Source organism: Neobacillus cucumis (assembly GCF_023715505.1).
Genome location: NZ_JAMBOH010000043.1, coordinates 1 through 19,203, shown reverse-complemented (window position 1 = coordinate 19,203; position 19,203 = coordinate 1). Strand labels below are relative to the sequence as shown.

13 protein-coding genes are annotated in these 19,203 nt (G+C 39.0%); 3 read left to right on the top strand and 10 right to left on the bottom strand.

Features of this window, described 5'->3' with window-relative positions:
* Nucleotides 1–65: 65 nt before the first annotated feature.
* The 3 genes from M3226_RS28945 to ypfJ all read right to left on the bottom strand — a co-directional run bounded on the left by M3226_RS28945 (nucleotide 66) and on the right by ypfJ (nucleotide 3,567).
* Nucleotides 66–1,007, bottom strand: a complete 942-nt coding sequence (locus M3226_RS28945; RefSeq protein WP_251572690.1) for an AAA family ATPase — start codon at nucleotides 1,005–1,007, stop codon at nucleotides 66–68.
* A 255-nt stretch (nucleotides 1,008–1,262) separates the two neighbouring features.
* Nucleotides 1,263–2,495: an SH3 domain-containing protein gene (locus tag M3226_RS28940; RefSeq protein ID WP_251572676.1), complete on the bottom strand. Its 1,233-nt coding sequence runs from the start codon at nucleotides 2,493–2,495 to the stop codon at nucleotides 1,263–1,265.
* Nucleotides 2,496–2,736: 241 nt separating this feature from the next.
* Entirely contained in the window at nucleotides 2,737–3,567 is an 831-nt protein-coding gene (ypfJ, locus tag M3226_RS28935) for a KPN_02809 family neutral zinc metallopeptidase (RefSeq protein WP_251572674.1), read from the bottom strand.
* A 260-nt stretch (nucleotides 3,568–3,827) separates the two neighbouring features.
* Here ypfJ and M3226_RS28930 point away from each other — a divergent pair, with 260 nt between their 5' ends.
* Nucleotides 3,828–6,209, top strand: coding sequence for a M14 family zinc carboxypeptidase (locus M3226_RS28930; protein WP_251572672.1), 2,382 nt, complete (start codon nucleotides 3,828–3,830; stop codon nucleotides 6,207–6,209).
* Nucleotides 6,210–6,285: 76 nt separating this feature from the next.
* Here M3226_RS28930 and M3226_RS28925 read toward each other — a convergent pair whose 3' ends face one another.
* The 6 genes from M3226_RS28925 to M3226_RS28900 all read right to left on the bottom strand — a co-directional run bounded on the left by M3226_RS28925 (nucleotide 6,286) and on the right by M3226_RS28900 (nucleotide 13,600).
* Complete coding sequence (locus tag M3226_RS28925; protein ID WP_251572670.1) at nucleotides 6,286–8,034, bottom strand: CocE/NonD family hydrolase; 1,749 nt, start codon at nucleotides 8,032–8,034, stop codon at nucleotides 6,286–6,288.
* 92 nt (nucleotides 8,035–8,126) lie between these two features.
* Entirely contained in the window at nucleotides 8,127–9,605 is a 1,479-nt protein-coding gene (locus M3226_RS28920) for a sodium:solute symporter family protein (protein ID WP_251572668.1), read from the bottom strand.
* On the bottom strand, nucleotides 9,602–9,790 hold the full coding sequence (locus M3226_RS28915) for a DUF3311 domain-containing protein (protein WP_251572666.1): 189 nt from the start codon (nucleotides 9,788–9,790) through the stop codon (nucleotides 9,602–9,604). Before M3226_RS28915 ends, M3226_RS28920 begins: the two co-directional genes overlap by 4 nt.
* A 200-nt stretch (nucleotides 9,791–9,990) precedes the next feature.
* The gene (locus M3226_RS28910; protein WP_285858047.1) at nucleotides 9,991–11,073 is read right to left on the bottom strand and encodes a tartrate dehydrogenase; all 1,083 of its coding nucleotides are present in this window, start codon (nucleotides 11,071–11,073) and stop codon (nucleotides 9,991–9,993) included.
* Nucleotides 11,073–12,512, bottom strand: a complete 1,440-nt coding sequence (locus M3226_RS28905; RefSeq protein WP_374110703.1) for an aldehyde dehydrogenase family protein — start codon at nucleotides 12,510–12,512, stop codon at nucleotides 11,073–11,075. The genes M3226_RS28910 and M3226_RS28905 overlap by 1 nt, the downstream gene beginning before the upstream one ends.
* A gap of 5 nt (nucleotides 12,513–12,517) precedes the next feature.
* Nucleotides 12,518–13,600 carry an aromatic ring-hydroxylating oxygenase subunit alpha gene (locus M3226_RS28900; RefSeq protein ID WP_251572660.1) on the bottom strand — a complete coding sequence of 361 codons (1,083 nt, stop codon included), beginning with the start codon at nucleotides 13,598–13,600 and terminating at the stop codon, nucleotides 12,518–12,520.
* A 394-nt stretch (nucleotides 13,601–13,994) separates the two neighbouring features.
* Here M3226_RS28900 and M3226_RS28895 point away from each other — a divergent pair, with 394 nt between their 5' ends.
* Nucleotides 13,995–15,353, top strand: a complete 1,359-nt coding sequence (locus M3226_RS28895) for a sigma-54 interaction domain-containing protein (protein ID WP_251572658.1) — start codon at nucleotides 13,995–13,997, stop codon at nucleotides 15,351–15,353.
* Nucleotides 15,354–15,478: 125 nt separating this feature from the next.
* Here the strand turns inward: M3226_RS28895 and M3226_RS28890 are convergent, their stop codons facing one another.
* Complete coding sequence (locus tag M3226_RS28890) at nucleotides 15,479–17,602, bottom strand: glycoside hydrolase family 3 protein (protein ID WP_251572656.1); 2,124 nt, start codon at nucleotides 17,600–17,602, stop codon at nucleotides 15,479–15,481.
* A gap of 258 nt (nucleotides 17,603–17,860) precedes the next feature.
* On the opposite strand from M3226_RS28890, the gene M3226_RS28885 reads away from it, so the two are divergent.
* Nucleotides 17,861–18,769, top strand: a complete 909-nt coding sequence (locus M3226_RS28885) for a helix-turn-helix domain-containing protein (RefSeq protein WP_251572654.1) — start codon at nucleotides 17,861–17,863, stop codon at nucleotides 18,767–18,769.
* Nucleotides 18,770–19,203 lie beyond the last annotated feature (434 nt).

The following is a 19,203-nucleotide window of genomic DNA, read 5'->3' as shown; positions in this document are numbered from 1 at the left end:
AATCAGAATAAGTAAGAGAATAAATCTCCATATTTTTTTAAAAAGAATCGACTGTCCTATCATGATTACTTCACAAGCCTTTGAACCGGTACAGGTACTCTTGCAATTACACGGTTGACAATTTCTTCTGCTGTGATTCCCTCAAATTTTGCCTCTGACTTCAAAATAATACGGTGTGATAAAACAAATTGAGCTAAATACTGAATATCATCCGGCAGACAAAAGTCACGGTTGTACATAAACGCATAGGCCTGGGCAGCTTTCATAAGGGCAATCGATCCCCTTGGACTTGCACCAAGATAGACGCTGCCATGCCCTCTTGTCCTGTTGACAATATCGACTATGTAACGCTTTATGGTATCATCGACAAAAACATTTTTAATTTCATTCTGGAGACCAATCAATTCTTCGAGGTTAATCACAGGTGTAAGCTCTTCAATCGGCGGTACCTTTTGGGCCCGGTTGAGTACTTCCATTTCCTCTTGCAAATCTGGGTAGCCCATTTTCATCTTTAGCAAGAAGCGATCAAGCTGCGCCTCGGGAAGTGGATACGTCCCCTCGTACTCAATTGGGTTTTGTGTAGCCATTACAAAAAAAGGCCGGTTTAATTTATGGGTCACACCATCAATGGTAACGCTTGCTTCTTCCATCCCTTCTAGGAGTGCGGATTGAGTTTTCGGTGATGTGCGGTTGATTTCATCAGCTAGGATAATGTTTCCCATGAGAGGACCTGGGCGAAATTGAAATTCTAGTTCTTTCGGATTGTATATGGACACACCCGTTACGTCGGACGGTAAAAGATCCGGTGTGAATTGAATCCTTCGGAAATTGGCATTGATTGACGTGGCGAGGGCACGAACCATCATCGTTTTCCCGACACCAGGGACGTCTTCAAGTAACACATGTCCTCCCGCAAGCAGTGCCACTAAACTTAATTCTGCGACATTCCGTTTTCCAATCATCACCTTTTCAATGTTTTCTATTATTCTTTCGATTGTCGGATTCATTTGTTCGTGAGACAAGGTAATACCTCCTTCTTGCAGTTTAAACGATTTATGGTATTCAAATATGTATTCTCGTTTTTTTGGAAAATTCCTGTAAAAAACACATATTATACAAAATGCAGACAAATATTAGGAAGGAATGTTGGTTAATATGTTTCAAAATATCCATGTTAGCTCTTCTTATTAAATATGAGCGGATTTTCCTTTAGGGGATTATAAAAAAACAAAAGGACCCCTCCGATAAGGAGAGATCTCGCTTTATTGAAAGGATATTAAAGTTAACTTTTGACCCCTTTTTCCCTCGAGCGTCAGCGTAACAATTTCCCCTTGGTGATTAAATAATTCATTGATCATTTTGCCTGTGGCTTTAGCGGTATTAGTATGGCCATCACCTGTGATAAAAAGAAAAGTTCCTTCGGAGTCTATCGCACCTATTTGTCCGGTAACCTTGATTCGATTTGGTATGGATGCGGTTGTGACAGGAATTCTGATTTGTTGTCCAATCTTCAATTTAGTTGGCTTTACTGTCGGGTTCAGCTTTTGAATAGCTGTTAAAGTGATCCCTAAGTCTTTAGCGAGTTTTGTAAAAGTATCGCCCTTTTTTATCACATATTCAGCAGATGGACTTGTTTCTTTGCTTTTTAAATATTTTCCGCTTACAAACGCCGCTTTACCTTGAAAGTTTATCTTTGCCCAGCCATTGACACTCGAAATCACAGTAACAGGATCGTTTAATTTTAATGAACCTAATACATCACTGCCAGTGGAAGCTGCTTCTCTCACTCTTAACGTTGAGGCTGTCACATACATGATCTTAGCCTCTGTTTCGACGGTGGTTGAGTCTACTTCTGTTTGTGTTAAATAGTCAGCGCTAACAAAACACACACGTCCTTTTATCAGAATGCCAGCCCAGCCGTTTTCTACAAAAGAAACCTTCACAATATCACCTTTTTTATATTTCCCAATAATACTGCCTTCAGTGGTTGGTTGAGACCGTACGTTTAAGGTTGTGGCAGTGACGGTTCTGTCTTCAACCTTTGGCAGTAAAATCTTCTTGCCCGTAATAGAGGTCAGACCATTTGCATCCAATATTCCCTGAACGGTCACCCCATGTTTGGCTGCGATTTCCTCAATTTTTTCATTGTTTTTCACCTGGTACGTGTATTCCTGAATATAAGCTGCATTCGCATTAATGGTATATAGTCCAAGAACTACTGTAAAAATCCCCGTAACAATAAGTCTTTTAATTGGATTCTTTTGAATCCATTGTTGAACCTGTTTTACATATGTATGTAAATTCTCACTTATATCTTTTAATAAACCTCCAACATCCAATACATTACGGATATCAAACAAATGGACGTTTTTATAATATTCACGTTTTTCCATTCTTGAGGTAAAAACCGGGACAGGTTTAATCTGTTTGTTTTTACCGTATGTTTCCTTTCTACTTAGTATAAATTCCCCAGTTGTATGTATCTCATTGTTCATAATTAAACTTTTCTCCTATCTTTCTATGAAGTTTAAGTATTTGGCCCACCATTAATTTCCTCTATATGAACTATCTACCTATTAGTAAAATTCGACTTTCCTCTAAATTTTCTGTCCATATTTCGAGTTTTTTCTACAAGTTTCTATAAAAGATACCCTAACTTATAAAAAAAGAAGATGAATCTTCGGAATATGCAGGCATTCCAGATTCATCCTCTAATATCTAAGTATAGCCCTGAGTTTAAAGATTTGCCGTGTTAAATGTGTCCCCGCCCTCAATGGTGCCGGTCTTAAACCCTTTATTAAACCAGCGCATTCTCTGCTCAGAGCTTCCATGTGTAAAACTCTCCGGAACCACATAGCCCTGTGCTTTTTTCTGAATATTATCATCGCCAACAGAGTTGGCTGCATTTAATGCCTCTTCCAAGTCACCCTTTTCAAGGTATCCCTTCCCCTGCGCATAGTGAGCCCAGACACCGGCCAAATAGTCTGCCTGTAATTCATACCGGACAGAGTACTCATTTGTTCGCTTCTTGGCTGTGGAAACTTGATCTCCCGAATGCAAAAGCGTCTGTACATGGTGACCTACCTCATGGGCAATGACGTAGGCCATCGCAAAATCACCCGGTGCTTGAAATTTGTCTTTCAGTTTCTGATAAAAGCTCAAATCAATGTAAAGCTTGTAGTCACCTGGACAATAAAACGGACCCACAGCTGCACTTTGAAATCCACAAGCTGATTGGACACTGCCGCTGTACAAAACGAGCTTAGGATTTTCATAGGTAAGCCCTCTTTTTTTAAATTCCTCAGACCATATATCTTCTGTATCTGCCAGAACCACAGAAACAAAATCCGCTTGTTCCTTTTCTTTTGCAGTTTCATGGTATGGGGTATTAGTGTCAGATCCATTATTTGTTGTCATGTTGTTCATTATATCCCCGGGATTTCCCCCAAGAAGTGTAAAGAGGAGCACGATGATGATACTGCCGATCCCTCCTCCAATAATGGTTTTACCGCCAATTCCTCTACGGTCTCCAACATTCGAGCTTTCACGTCTTCCCTTCCATTTCATTATTTTACCTCCCTAAAAATGATAGCGGGTTGCCATTTACTATTTCTATAGTGATATACCCATTTAGGAGTATTAAAAGTATGTATACATTCTGAAAGTTATTATGTTAACACCCGTTACCATCGCCCTATCTTTATTATCCAATTTACCCAAATTCAGGAAAATATTAGGTTGTTATTTTAATGAATATAATAATAGAATAGTAATGTATATTAAATACATAAAAAATAATAAATATACAAAATTGGAAGTAAATAGGTGTGAATAAAAAGAAAAAGGCCGTTGCCGGCTTGCTGGTTGCGACTCTTGTTACCACTATTCCATGGACTACAGGTTTTGCCGAGGGACAAAAGTGGACAAACGTTAATGCATACGAAGAACAGGATGGAAGCAAGTTTAATAGTGAAAACTATGATTTTTTAAAATTCTCGCAAATAGGCGCGAAGCTGAGCAGCATTGAGAAACAATCCAACCGTGTGAAATTGGAGGTCCGCGGGACATCAGCAGATGGTAATCCGCTATATGTGGTAACCATTGCCGATCCAACCACCCAAGGAAAGTTTGGTAAAATACAATCTTTACGAAAACAAATGTTTAAAAATCCAGGCAAGGCCCAGGATTGGATTGCCGCTAACCCGGATTTTAAGATTCCGATTATGATTAACGGTTCTATCCATGGAACTGAATTTGTAGGAAGCGATGCTGTTCTTCAGTTGATTGAACGCTTTGCTACACAGAATGATGCCGAGACCAAAAAGATTTTAGCCAACAATATCCTGATATTTAATGTTGTTCAAAATCCCGACGGCCGTGTCAATGCGACACGTTTTAATGGGGAAGGAATTGACTTAAACCGCGACTTCATTACGCAGTCACAACCGGAAACGCAAGAAACCGTTGCACTGATTAAAGAGTGGAATCCAATGGTATTCCTTGATACGCATGGATATGTAAAGAACTATGCTCCAAACCGTCAAGGGTTAATCGAACCTTGTACACCGCCGCATAATCCAAACTATGAGTATGACCTTTATAATAAGTGGGCTTATCAGCAGGCAGAAGCAATGGAATCCAACATTATGGCAGATAACGCTAGTTTTAAAGGCGATCTTTACAAGACTATGCAAGGCGTTTACGTTCCACAGCGGGATGACTCAGCCGGCTGGGATGATTATCCGCCAATTTTCACTCCAATGTATGCCATGTATCATGGTGCCTATGGTCATACACTAGAAGCGCCGACCAACGATTGGGATGGTGTCCGCTGGCAGTATGACGCCATTATGGGTGCTTTGAAATTTGCTACTGAGAATAAGCAAGCGATGATTACCGATCAAATTGAAATGTTTAAACGGGGTATCAATTTTGATCATCCATTCCATCCGGAAGGCTTCTTCCCGAAAGCTTATATCCTGCCGGTTGATGAAAAGGATCCGACTGTAACAGATAAGGCTGTTAATCATTTACTAAAAAATGATATTGAGGTCGTTCAGGCTTCAAAGGATTTTATTGCAGATGGAGAATCCTATCCTAAAGGAACTTATATTGTAAAGATGGATCAGGCTAAGGCTGGGTTGGCCAACACCATGCTTTGGGACGGTGAAGACATCACCAATGATACACCAGCCATGTATGATATTTCAGCATGGAGTCTGCCAGAACTTTGGGGATTTGAAGCAGTGCCTGCACAGACATCCGTTGATGTTACATCAACAAAAGTAACACAGGTTACGGAGCAAGGTTCAGTTATTGGTAAGGGACCATTCTTAATTCCTAACAGTTCCGTGAAAGCTGTGAATCTAGCAAATGCATTGTTACAACAAGGCGTAGCTGTAAAGCGTGATGCAAATGGTAACTTCTATACTGAAGCAGCAGCAAATGAAATTTCTGCAGCCGTGAAAGCCTCCGGATTAAAGATCGAATCAACAGCCAAGGTACCTGCGGATGCGGTTGCTATATCAAACTTAAAAGTAGCCATTTTAAAGGATGGTGGTATGGGCAAACAACAATCCCACAGCGGAACAAAGCTTGCCCTAAAGCGTTTAGGTTTTGATGTCACTGAAGTGACCCCAGTAGAGGCCGCCGAAAAGGGTCTTACCGGGTTTGATGTATTTGTTTACAGCGGTACAGAAAGCCTTATTTCTACAAACTTATCTGCTGCAAACAAAGAATTTGGCTTCCAGAATGCTGGCCAGCTAGATTTATTCAAAGCTAACGTGAATGCTTTTATAAACAAGGGCGGTAAATATATTGCCGTGGGTGCTGGTGCATCTAGAGCAACAAAAACACTTGGACTTACCGATGATACAATTAATACCGGCGGGTCTAACAGCAATGGAATTGTAAAGGTAGATTATGAGGGGACTGGTGTCACTGCAGGATATGCTCAGGATGACCTAGGCTTCGTCTATCGTCCAGTTTGGTATACGGGGACTGACAATGATAAGGTCATTGCGAAACTAGCAAACTCTGAGGATTTTTTCATAGCAGGTCACTGGGCAGGTAATGCCGCTGCCAAGGGGCAGGCTGTCATTGTTAAGGAACAGACTAAAGATGTAACCCTAATCGGATTAGAAGCAGGCTTCCGTGATCATACCGATTACTTGTTCCGACTTTTATCCAATGCGATTCTTGAAAAATAAGAACATGATGAGGGCCTGGTTCAAAAACGAGCCAGGCTTTATCAGTATCGCTTTTTCATCCAATCCTTCCTGTACCCTACTTGGTCTCTGTCACTCGAATAATTGGAAGGATAATATGTGAAGGATACTTTTTGTTATGAAAAATGGTTTGCTTTGCTTTTATTGATAGATTGCTGCTAATCAAAGAGCTTCCGGTATTTGGATTAGGCAGGTATTGCGGAAAGCTGCTCGAAGAAATTTCTAGCGTGATTCGATGCCCCGGAAGGAACACATTACTGGTTGCCCAAAGATCAATTTCGTATTCAGTCACTTCCCCATTTAATTCCTTTTCAGGATAAAATCCGTTCCGGTACTTCGCATTAATAATTCCTTCAGCTAAATTTATAGCCCTTCCATCGGGAGCAGTATCGACGAGCTTTGCTGTGAAATCTGTATCCTTCGCATCGGTTAAAGCCCATAACTTCACTTTCACTGGCCCTGTCACTTCTACAGCCTCCGTTAAAGGTGCAGTCGAGTAAACAAGTACATCTTCTCGTTCTTCAATCTCACTTTGGTCAAATGGTCCCATTGTCAGTGGGCCAGCAAATAATGTACCCCCTCCTTTAGTTGGCACAGGATCTGTTGGCTCATATATAAAGGTATCTATCTGCTCATCTTCAGGTTTAATTACTGAAAGATGACCATCACCTAATTTCGTATTAGCATTGCCCTCACTGTGCAAATAAAAATTAGTATATTCAGTTCGTTCAAGCGGCCATTCCATTTCATCACGCCACTGATTAACTCCCATAACAAAAATTTTAACAGGCGCCTCGGTTTCTACTTTGTTATCTATCCCTAATAACCAATGGTTAAACCAGTTAATATGGAGATCCGTAATGTTCTCTTTTAAATTGATCCAGTCACCGGAAGCTTGAACACCGAAGGAGCATTCTCCTTGTACAGAGGAGAAATATCCATGCCCCCATGGTCCGACAATCAGTTTTTGATCCCGACCAGTTTTGGCCATCTCCACGTAATTAGTTAAGGTTGGCCCAATAAAACAGTCATACCAGCCCCCTAAGTGGAAAGCTGGAACCTGCAAATCTTCATACTTATCAGTAATACTTGAATCCTTCCAGTATTCTTCATCTTCAATAGAATGGAGCAATTCCTCAAAAAAGAAATCAGCAACACCAAGTTCCTTTAAAGGCCGCCACTGATTAACCGGAGTAAAATGGTAAAGGTCCTCTAATTTAGCCAGATGAGCTCCGAGATTTTTTAATGCTTCTATTCTTTCCGTCGGTTTTTTATATTTCCGTTTTAATAAATCAGGGGCAATAGATTCGAGTGTCCAAGTTTCAGAAAATCCCAACTGATAGACACCGTTTCGGTATAAAGCCCCATTTCTCTGGTCATTTAACGTCATCGCCGGAAAAATAGCAGCTAAGTGCGGCGGCTTTTTCGACGCAGCCATCAGCTGGGTATATCCATAGTAAGACATACCAAACATTCCAACTTTTCCTGTCGAATACGGAAGGGTTGCAGCCCATTCCACGGTGTCATAACCATCATTTCCTTCCTGTCTAAACGATTGAAACTCCCCTGCCGATTGAAATCTCCCCCTCACATCTTGAATAATCACAATAAAACCATTTTCAACTAGACGATTTGTGTCAAGATACCGATGTGAATAATGTGGCAAATCCTTACTGTAAGGAAGCCGGGTTAATAGAACAGGATAGGTTCCCTCTCTATTCGGCCGATAAATATCTGCATAAAGGACCACTCCATCTCTCATCTCACATGGAACATTTTTTTCTACTAAAATCTGAAACTGTTTCAAGTAATATCCCCTAATTTCTTTTAATTTTTTAAATTGAATGAGATTAAAATACTATCCCATGAATGAAGATTTCATGGGATAGCGTTAATTTTTTATAGATTACTTGCTTGGCTGATTGGATCTTCCTGGATAACGGAAACCTTTTTAGTAAATAAACTAAAAGCAAGCATAACTACCATATTAACCGTAATCGCTACGACACCAATGTCTAAATCTTGAATGAAATGAGGGGCACTAGGAAACATTGTAGACATTGTTGTGCCTTCTAACGTTTGATAAGCGACAATTGCTACTCCCACTATCATCCCGGCGGAAGCACCAATTTTACTAATCGGATTCTTCTTCAATAAACTGAAGGCAAGTGGCGGGAAGAGTTGAAGAACAAAGCTGTAAGCCATTGTCAGCAGTGCAATCATTGTATTTCCTCCATAAAATGTAAAGAACAAAGAAATTAAAGCAATAATCGGAACAAAGATGCGTGTTAATTTTGCCAGTTTCTGATCAGACGTGTTCGGCTTAAAATGTTTAAATATATTTTTCGAAAGAAGTGTTGATGCTGTTAGGATGAGCAATGAACAAGGAATGAGAGCTGCAAGTAATCCTGCTGATCCGATTACACCAATAAACCAGGGTGGCAGTGATTCTTTGGCAATTTTAAACAACGCGAGGTCCGAAGCTGTCCCTTCCAGATTTGGAATTTGCAGTACAGCTGTAAAACCAATAAATAGGATAAATACAAGAACGATTTGATACAAAGGTAAAATGGCAGTGTTTTTTCTTAAGGCAGTCTCACTCTTAGAAGATAAGCTGGCACCAAAGCAATGCGGCCACATATATTGACCCAAAGCAATTGTGATACAGATAGAAACATACCATGAAATACTTAGACCTTTATCAGGCATTAAAAGGAATCCTGGCTTGGCTTTATCTAAAGTCTCAAACATTGGCTGGATTCCACCGTAGTAATGATAGGGCAAATAGAATCCCAAAAATAGGATAACAGTAAGCATAAGAATATCTTTTAATACGGCAGTCCATGCAGAACCATGAATCCCAGAGATATAAACGAAAATGGTTACGGCAATTAAGCCGATCCATACGGCTATTTTCGGGGGAATTGCTCCGTAAGATGCTTCAGAAACAATAATTTGAAATCCTTTCAACTGTAATACAATATATGGAATCATTGAAATTACACCAATTATTGCTACAAGCAATCCCAAATTCTTACTTTGGTATTTTTGGGCGAAGAAATCTGATTGGGTGATGAGATTGTTTTTTTTAGCATAGCGCCAAATTGGAGGCAGAATCCAAAAAGGAATCACATAGGTAAGTGCACAAAAGACATAAATCGTAGGCCCCCCCATGCGGTAAGCTCCACCGCTGGCCCCTAAGAACACAAATGTGGAAAACATTTCCCCTGCCATTAACACAAACATAATCAGCGACCCGAAATTTCTCTCGGCAACGGCCCACTGTTCGAGCTTCATATCCCGCCCTTTTCGAGCTCGTATTCCTAAGTAAATAGCGAAGACAAGTGTTAAACCAATAATAAAAATGGAGCTATTCATTTATTTTGCTCCTTTCGATCATAAATGGCGTTACATACCAAAAGACAGACTGATGTGAGGATGAGCCATAATGTAGACCAAAATACAATAAACGGTAAACCCCAAATATAAGGTTCAATTTTATTAACAACAGTTAATGACCCAATTGCAGGTAAGATGGTCAGAAATGCAATCCACTTCTTCATTCGCAAAAATCCCTTCTAATGTAAATTTTACAGGAGTTCCAGTCCGCTCGTTTGTAGGCGTTTTCATTAAATAGAAGAACGAATTTACTTTATATTCAGATAAATACTTCCAAAAATCCCCCTTCTTATCAAACAGAGAATAAGAAGGGATATAATAGACGAAAGTTTTACCCCATCAAACGATCAAGCCATGGTTAGTATTAAGCCTTTAACGAAATAAGCGAGTGAATAATCTCTACCGCGCGGTCCCCCACTTCCGTAGTCGATGCAGTTCCTTTCATATCAGGTGTTAACACCTTACCCTCCACAAGCAGTTCCTCAATTGCGTCTAGAACTAACTTTCCGTATTTATCGTATCCAAGAAAGTCGAGCAGCTGGCTGGCGGACCAAATTGTTGCTAATGGATTGGCAACACCTTTACCGGCAATATCGGGAGCAGATCCATGGATCGGTTCAAACATCGAAGGATACGTTTTATTTGGATTGATATTGGCTCCGGCCGCAAGCCCAATTCCACCGGCCAAAGCGGCTCCTAAATCGGTTAAAATGTCTCCAAATAAATTAGAGGTTACCACGACTTCAAATCGCTTTGGATCGGTAATCATAAGCATTGCTGCAGCGTCCACTAGATAGGATGCTGTTTTTACATCCGGATACTCCTTGCTAACCTCTTCAAAAACCTGATCCCAAAAGACCATTGAATAATTCAAGGCATTTCCCTTACTAATACTTGTTAACGATTTTCCTTCTCGTCTTGCCGTTTCAAACGCATAACGAATAACTCGTTCTGTTCCTTTACGGGAAAACACCCCAGTTTGCAATACAACTTCGTTATCTAATCCTTTAAATAACCAATCCCCGGCCCCAGCATATTCACCTTCACTATTTTCCCGGATAAACAGCATGTCCACATCTTCAGAGTTGACACCCTTCAAGGGACATACGGCACCTTTGATTAACTTTATTGGACGAATATTGATATACTGATCAAAGCCTTTTCGAATTTTTAATAGTAAATCCCATAATGAGATATGATCCGGTACACCTGGATATCCAACAGCACCTAAAAAAATAGCATCGAAGTTTTTTAACTTCTCCATTCCGTCTGGATCCATCATTACGCCATGTTTCGTGTAATATTCACAGCCCCATGGAAAATACGTGTATTCGAATTGAAGAGATTGATCTAATTCGGCAATTTTATTCAATATTTTAATTCCTTCCTGTAGGACTTCAGGTCCAATTCCATCCCCAGGAATGACAGCAATTTTATAGGTTCTCATCACTTTTCTCCTCTGTTCCAAACAACTAATTTTAATTCTGTCATTTCCTCCACTGCATATTTAACTCCTTCACGACCTGTACCGCTTTCTTTTACACCGCCATAGGGCATTTGGTCAACCCGGAAAGTTGGAATATCGTTGATTATAACAGCCCCTACTTCGAGCGTCTCACTCGCTAATAAAGCTTGATCAATATTCTTTGTATAAATACCTGCCTGAAGCCCGTAACGGGAATTATTTACGTAGCCAATTGCCTCTTCAACGGTTTTTATTTTATTAACAATCACAATCGGAGCAAATACCTCCTGGCAGGATACTTTTAACAGTGGATCAACATTTACAATGACTGTCGGCTCTAAAACTCCATCGATTAGTTTTCCTCCGGTCAATACCAATGCCTCGTTTTGTTTCGCTTCTTCAATCCAGCTTAATGCACGTTCCGTTTCTTTCTTTGAAATTAACGAAGAAAGAAAAGTTTCCGGATCTAAGGGATCTCCAATCTTTAATTTCTTGGCCGCTTCAACTAACTTCTCAACAAATTCATCATATACCTCTTCATGGGCATAAACACGCTGTAAGGAAATACAAACCTGCCCTTGGTTTGAAAATGCACCTATAATACAACGGTCAATGACTTCATCGATATTTGTATCTTTATCTAAAATAACCGCTGCGTTTGACCCCAGCTCTAAAGTCGTTTTCTTTAAACCGGCTTTATTGCGGATACCTATTCCAACCGCGGGGCTTCCCGTAAAGGTAATCATTTGCACCCGATCATCTTTTATTATTGCCTCCCCCACAACTGAACCCGGACCAGTCACAACATTCAATATTCCATCAGGTAATCCAGCTTCTTTAAAAAGATCAGCAATATATAAAGCGGAAAGAGGTGTTTGTAATGCCGGTTTTAATACGATTGAATTTCCAGATGCAATCGCTGGGCCAACTTTGTGGGCAACTAGATTCATTGGAAAGTTAAACGGTGTAATTGCCCCAATAACGCCAATGGGCTTGCGAACGGTATAACCGATTCTCCCCACTCCTCCTGGCGCCGCATCAAAGGGTATCGTTTCACCATGAATTCTTTTTGCTTCCTCTGCTGCAAATTTATAGGTTTCAATCGTTCTTGCAACTTCACCTTTAGCAAAAGAAATCGGCTTTGCTGATTCCATTGCGATTACTTTTGCCGCTTCGTCTGCTCTTTCTTTCAATAATTCTACCACTTTTTCTAAAATCGCAGACCGTTCAAATGCTGGCATTTTTGCAATTACTTGAAATGCTTTCTGAGCTGATTTAATCGCTTCCTTGGTTAACTGCTCATCTGCCATGGCAATTTCAGCAATCACTTCCCCAGAATATGGGGAATGCAGAGGTACATAAACAGAGGTCCTTACTTCCTGACCATTGATAAATAAATGTTTTTTTTCGACAGTCCTCATATTTGTCATCGACCTAACGCCTCCAATACCATTTCATGGAATTGAACAATTGCCTTTTCTGATTTGGAGTATACTCCTTGGTTAAATGCACGGGAATGGAATCCAATTTGTTCTAATTCTACTAATTCAACATCTTCCTGCCTAACTTGTTCCGCAAATGTAACTAGATCCTTTTCTTCTTGCGTCAAGTTTTCATCTCTAAAATAATAGGTGTAAACCCCTAGGGTAGTATCTTGGTCAATCGGAATCATTTGAATGGTTGCCATATTCCCAGGACCTGGGTAAATTGTTACCATCAGATTTGGCCATAACCAATAGAACTCTCCACCCTGCATTTCTGCCTCATTCAAATCTGTTGTTCCCATTGTTTTATCCGGTTTTACTACCGAACCCTGTACGGAGTAGTTTTGACAGGTCACAATTTGATAGTTTTTCATATCAAGAGTAGCAACAAAGCTTGGATGTGCAACATGACAATGATCACATTCTAAATAGTTGTCAATAAATGCTTTCCAGTTTGCTTTAATAACACGAGTCTTTTGACTAACTCTTTTTAACTCGCCTAGGAACGGAAACCTGCCTAATCGTTCAAAGAAATCACCGTAAGTTTCACTTAAAGATTTTGCATGATCATCAAGGTTAACAAAAATTAAAGATTCCAAGATTTCCATTTTGACAGATCTTAGACAGCGGTCCCCAACACACTGAGCATCTTCACCAGTAAAGTTTGGGGCTTTATTTAAAGTACCATTTAAATGAAATGTCCAGCCGTGATATCCGCATTGAAGAATTTTCCTTTGGCCAGCTTCGTTTTTTTCCAGCTTTGTTGCACGATGCGGACAAACATTATAAAATGCCCGAATTACTTCGTCCATACCACGAGTAACAATAATGGGCTCTCCTGCAACATCAGTGGTAAAAAATTGCCCTGGTTTTTCTAATTGACTCACATGACCAACCACCTGCCAGGATTTAGCGAAAACATCGTTCATTTCTTGTTCATACACTTTTGGATCTGTATATAAATCATAAGTCAGTGTTCTTTCAAAGGTCCGATTTGTTTTATTCTGTACCTCGTTATAGGCCATTATGGTTGCCTCCTCATATTGTTTACATCAATTTTTACAGTTTAGTAACTTAATAAATTATCATATTATCTTTGTTATTCCTCCCTCCCTTCTTAACATGATGAGTCATTTGTAATTCACCTCTGAATTCCCTAAAAGTACTTGTTACTAGTAAAAATTAAACGTTTACAAGAATAGGAATATCTTGTTTAATTAACTCAGGTGAGATCCCTCATTCATGTTTATCGACACTCACTTTTATATAATGCAAGTACCGTGCCAATATTTTTAATTATCTTACAACATAGAAAAATATCACTTTTTTCGAAATTTGTTTGAAATTCGAATGAAAAATCGAGTTGATTTCAACTCACAAGAACTAAAAACAACTCATTCTGCAAGGAGAGAGAATGAAATGGTACCTGAAACTCAAAGCCCTTTTGAAATTACAGTAGAGACATTAAAGAAAATCCTCGATTATTCATCAGATGAGATATTTGTGCTGGATTCTGAGCAGCGTGTTATTTATGTTAATGGTGCTTGCGAAAAGCATTACGGTTTAAAACCGGAAGATGTGGTAGGGAAAAAAAACTCTGAGCTCTATGAGAAAGGATATTGGAAGCCTTCCATTGTTCCATTAGTTTTCAAGGAAAAAAAGACAGTTACTATAAAGATGACCACCTATTTAGGGGCAGAACTGTTAACGACAGCGGTCCCGATTTTAAATGAGAAAAATGAAATTGAATTTGTGGTGACTACCTCACAAGAACTGCAAAACTATAAAAGTATCCAAACCGAGAAGGAAGAAAAATTATCCTTCGACAACCATAACAGCGCTACACCAATCACAAATTGTGAAAAGATGAAGAACATCTTAAAAGTATGTGAAAAAATTGCCAAGGTGGATTCAACCATCTTAATCCAAGGTGAATCAGGTACCGGAAAAGGAGTAATTGCTCATTACATCCATAACATCAGTAAACGCAGCGGTAAAACTTTTTTAAAAATAAACTGTGCTGCTTTACCTGAGGACTTATTGGAATCGGAACTGTTTGGATATACAGAAGGGGCATTTACAGGGGCAAGCAAGAACGGTAAAAAAGGCTTGCTTGAAGTAGCAGATCAAGGTACATTATTTCTTGATGAAATCGGGGAAATGCCCTTATCGCTTCAGGCAAAACTACTGCAAGTCATTCAAGAAAAGCAGTTTCTTGCAATCGGCGGCCATAGGATGAAGAAAGTGGATGTTAGGATTATTGCAGCAACCAATCGCGATTTAGTGGAAATGGTGCGGAAAAATCAGTTTCGTGAGGACTTATTTTATCGACTAAACATTATTGATATCCATCTGCCGCCGTTGCGGGAGCGGAGAGAGGATATTATACCCTTAACCTATAATTTCTTATATAAATTTAATAAAACATATGAAATGAATAAAATTATCTCTCAACAATGCCTGGATTTATTTTATTGGTATTCTTGGCCCGGAAACATCCGCCAACTTGAAAATCTCATGGAGAGATTGGTGGTCACGAGCGATTCAATCATACAGCAAAGTGATTTACCAGACTTAATCTTAAGCAATATTAAACCACGAACACAGCATCTTCTCCCCACTAATTTGGATGATGCAATCGAGCATGTGAAGAAAACACTTGTGATACAGTCCTATGAAAAATTAAAGAGTTCAAGAAAAGTGGCAAATGACTTAAATATTAGCCAAACGAGGGCAGTGAAGTTGATTAGCCAATACTGCAATAATTTAGAGGAATGAGACTCTGGTGCCATAATCGGTATAATTAAGAATATATGAAGGCCTGGTTCATTATGAGCCAGGCTTTTTTTATATAAAAGAAGGGCTCCCATAAGGCAGCCCTTCAAGTTATTATTTCTGACTTTTTAATAGGTCAACCCATGGCCAAGTTTATAAACATTACCATCACTATCTTTATAGGCATATTCAAGTCCCTCAGGCATATATTTGTCCTTGTCATATCCCGGCACATCATTTCTTGACACACAATTACCTTCTTCATCAACCGCAATGACAGCTTCACTTGCAGGCAATGTTAACGGCAATACACCTACTGGGCGGCTATTGCCCGCTATTACCTCATACTGCGCCTTATAGTAGGTATCGTAACCAGCAATTAGGACATCAGCCAAAGGTTCAACATTTCCAAGGATCCATGGCAAAATGACATTCACACTCATAATAACTTTTCCACCACGAACATGGATACTATCTGCCACTTCTTTTAGATGGGCCATTCCACTTAAAGTGGTTTCTTGATAGGTAGACCCATCCAAAGCCGTTTCTGTTTTATCTTCGCAGATTTCAAGTTCTAACAGTCCTGGGGTTGCATTGAAATAAGCTCCTGATTTTGGACTTAAGAACAGAATTGCGATGTCGGCCTCTTCATGATTATCAGTCAAAGTAAATTGACCAAGTTCCTGACATTCCTGTCTTGCTTTTTCCGTATAAGCAGTTGCCCGCTCTGGTTCCTTGTGGAACACTTCTACATAAACCTTTTGATTACCAAGCTTATCAGCTGTTAATGGTAAGGTCTGATTAGAATTTTTAAGAACGGTAACCGATTTTTTATGAGCTTCATAAGCAGCATCCCAGTTCGCTTGATTACTAACTACTGAAGCAGCCTTTTCTGGTGAAACATAGGTACGATCATCAAAAAGTCCTAAGGCAAACATCTCGGTAAGAAGTCTTACATTGGCTTCATTAATACGTTTTTCACTAATCCAGCCATTTTCAATTGCCTTTTTAAGGTTCGTAATGTCATTAGTATCAGCGACAAGGTCTGTACCTGCGTTAACAGCCTTGGCAAAACGCTCAGCCTCGCTCTTGTCTTCAACACCCCAGCACATTTTACTTGTCACGCCGCTGTCGCTATTTACATAGCCTTTAAATCCGAGTCTTTCTCTAAGGATATGATTAATAAAATAATGATTAAATGTAAAGCCCACTTCTTCGAATGGAATGTCTTTCCCTTCAAATTCTTGAACCGCACTTTTCTTGATACTTGGAATCGAATAATATGGCATAATCGATGAAGTGCCATGGTCTACAGCTGCTTGGAACGGTGGCAGGTGATATTTTTCTAAGCTGCCTGGAGTTGGATATAAGTTCCACTTTCCTTCAGCATAATGTGGATCGAATCCATTTTCCCTTGCACCGCCGCCAGGGAAGTGTTTTGTTGTCATCGCAATACTATGTTTTCCGACGGTCTCACCTTGGAATTCGTCAATGATCCGGCCGATTGCATCAGAAATAAATTCTGGATCTTCGCCAAATGTTCCATACGTCCGCTGCCATCTAGGATCAGTAGCGGTATCAGCCATATACATATAACCTTTTCTGATTCCGACTGCATCCCACTCATCATGTGCTATTTCAGCAAATTGGCTGATAAGAGAGGCATCACCGCCGTTTTTAATTTCTCCTTTAGCTGCTGCTGCAAGCCCTAAAGTTCCAGGCCAAGTCGAAAAGATTCCAGCAGCATCATTCATACCAAAGATGAATTCAGTATTTTCGTTTCTTGAATTAGATGCGATTAAGCAAGGGATTCCAAGACGTGTTCCCTCACATAATTCATTCATGGTATTAACCCACTCTGCCATTTGAGCTGGACTCCAGTTATCTCGGAGGATGAAGTGGCGCAAATGCATGTTTTCTATCGTATGCGTTGTGCCATATACCTTTTCCAAAGCAAAAATGGTTTCGCCCTTTTCAACAATCCCTTCATCAAGCACGCCATCATGGCTTGTCTTACTCTTATCTTTTTGAGAAAGCCCCATCTGGCGGGTATTTATAAGCATCATACCTACCTTTTCATCGAGATTCATTAATGAAACTAGGTTCTCAGCACGTTCTTTAGGGCTCAAACGCCAATCCTTATATGGCTCTAATTTACCGCTATTATTCAAATCTTTAAATTTTAATCCATCAACTTCGATGATATTCTTGACTCTGACCTCTAAATTTGGTTGTTTATGGTTAGATTCCACTTTATTGCCTCCTAATCTTGCTCACCCTAAAAGAATGCTCGAAATTTATCTTTTGATTTTTACTTTGATTAAAGATTACTATTTTAGAGTGCCCAATTTTTGGTATATCCATTTATTTTAGTAAGCAGTTTATTTTGGATTTTGCTAAAAAAAATGAATGTTACCGCTTGCAGTTATAGAATACCAACAAAAAGCTCAAAATATATAGCAAATTTTGCTAGAATTATTGTAAATGTTGCTTTATGAAAGGAGGATATTATGAAGCAGTCAGTTTTCATCCCAGTAATCGGTAAGGATTTTGAAATTTATTACTTCAACAAAAAATATCATTCCGAAGATCATCTTAAGAAATATAATGAATCATCAGTGAACTTTTCCCAATTAGAGACATTATTCCGCCTTCACAGTCATGATGTTTATGAGTTCCTTGTTTTTCTAGGCGGGGAATGTGAATTTTTCTGTGAGGGAAAGACCTATAACCTGAAGAGAGGGGATGTTGTGGTCATCCCTCCTTATGCTGTCCATGAGGCTAATGTTGAAGATGTTGATAAATATGAACGTATTATTGTTATGGTTAGTAAGCATTTAATGGCAGACTTTGCATCTAGTTCACCATCAATGAAAGAGGATATTGTTTATCAAAAGACACAGGGATCGTTTGTATTGCATCTTCATTCAAAAAATTTCCAAGATATCATTTCTTTATTTCATGAAATCATTAATAGAATTAAGAATGATGAAGAAAATTTTTCCTTTACATTGCATTACTTATTACTTCAAGCTCTACAAGTTATTTTTAATCCTGCAAGCAGTACACCAAACCTTAGCAACAAAGATGAATTAGACCAGAGGTTTGTCTCTATTTTAGAATACATAGATTCACATTTGACGGAGCCAGACTTGAGTTTAGAAAGAGTATCAAATCATTTCCATTTAAATAAATACTATTTTTCTCATTACTTTAAGAAAAACATGAATTTGCCTTTTTATCGTTACGTCTCATTAAAGCGGTTATCTTATTCTGTCACTTTAATTAAACAAAATCAGTTCTCTATCGAGACAATTGCTTTAAAATCTGGTTTTCCTGATTATTCAAGTTTTTATCGGCTCTTTAAAAAAGAGTACAATCTTTCACCTAAAAATTTACAAAAGGAATTTAAAAATTAAAATATAACATAATCATAGTATGCCAATGTTCTATATATTAATTACGTTTCATACATTTTTCGAACTGGCTTTAAATTTTTCTCCATCAATAGTACTAGCTGATTCACTACCCAAAAACCGGTAGGAAAGGAAATAGAGGTAGGGAAAAAGTATCAAATATATCTAACTGAAGGATGGATTACAAAAAGGTTACCACTGCAACATGTATAAAATGTTTCAAACAAAAAATCCTAAGCGGTAAAATGCTGCTTAGGATTTCCTTTATACTTTGCCCTACATTTTATAAAGACTTATTATTTTATAAATTATTTCACTAGTGTTGCGTTAATTAAATTTCAATATTAAAAACACTCTAAATCTTCACTAATTTTATTTTGTGCAAAGAAAAAGTCCTTTATAATGAATAAGTCAGGTGGTAACCCGTCCAAATCCAC

Excerpts from the sequence above, each read along its gene's own strand:
- M3226_RS28905 (WP_374110703.1), bottom strand. The coding sequence starts at position 12,512 with ATGAGGACTGTCGAAAAAAAACATTTATTTATCAATGGTCAGGAAGTA.
- M3226_RS28885 (WP_251572654.1), top strand. The coding sequence starts at position 17,861 with ATGAAGCAGTCAGTTTTCATCCCAGTAATCGGTAAGGATTTTGAAATT.
- M3226_RS28915 (WP_251572666.1), bottom strand. The coding sequence starts at position 9,790 with ATGAAGAAGTGGATTGCATTTCTGACCATCTTACCTGCAATTGGGTCA.
- M3226_RS28910 (WP_285858047.1), bottom strand. The coding sequence starts at position 11,073 with ATGAGAACCTATAAAATTGCTGTCATTCCTGGGGATGGAATTGGACCT.
- M3226_RS28895 (WP_251572658.1), top strand. The coding sequence starts at position 13,995 with ATGGTACCTGAAACTCAAAGCCCTTTTGAAATTACAGTAGAGACATTA.
- M3226_RS28945 (WP_251572690.1), bottom strand. The coding sequence starts at position 1,007 with ATGAATCCGACAATCGAAAGAATAATAGAAAACATTGAAAAGGTGATG.
- ypfJ (WP_251572674.1), bottom strand. The coding sequence starts at position 3,567 with ATGAAATGGAAGGGAAGACGTGAAAGCTCGAATGTTGGAGACCGTAGA.
- M3226_RS28900 (WP_251572660.1), bottom strand. The coding sequence starts at position 13,600 with ATGGCCTATAACGAGGTACAGAATAAAACAAATCGGACCTTTGAAAGA.
- M3226_RS28940 (WP_251572676.1), bottom strand. The coding sequence starts at position 2,495 with ATGAACAATGAGATACATACAACTGGGGAATTTATACTAAGTAGAAAG.
- M3226_RS28920 (WP_251572668.1), bottom strand. The coding sequence starts at position 9,605 with ATGAATAGCTCCATTTTTATTATTGGTTTAACACTTGTCTTCGCTATT.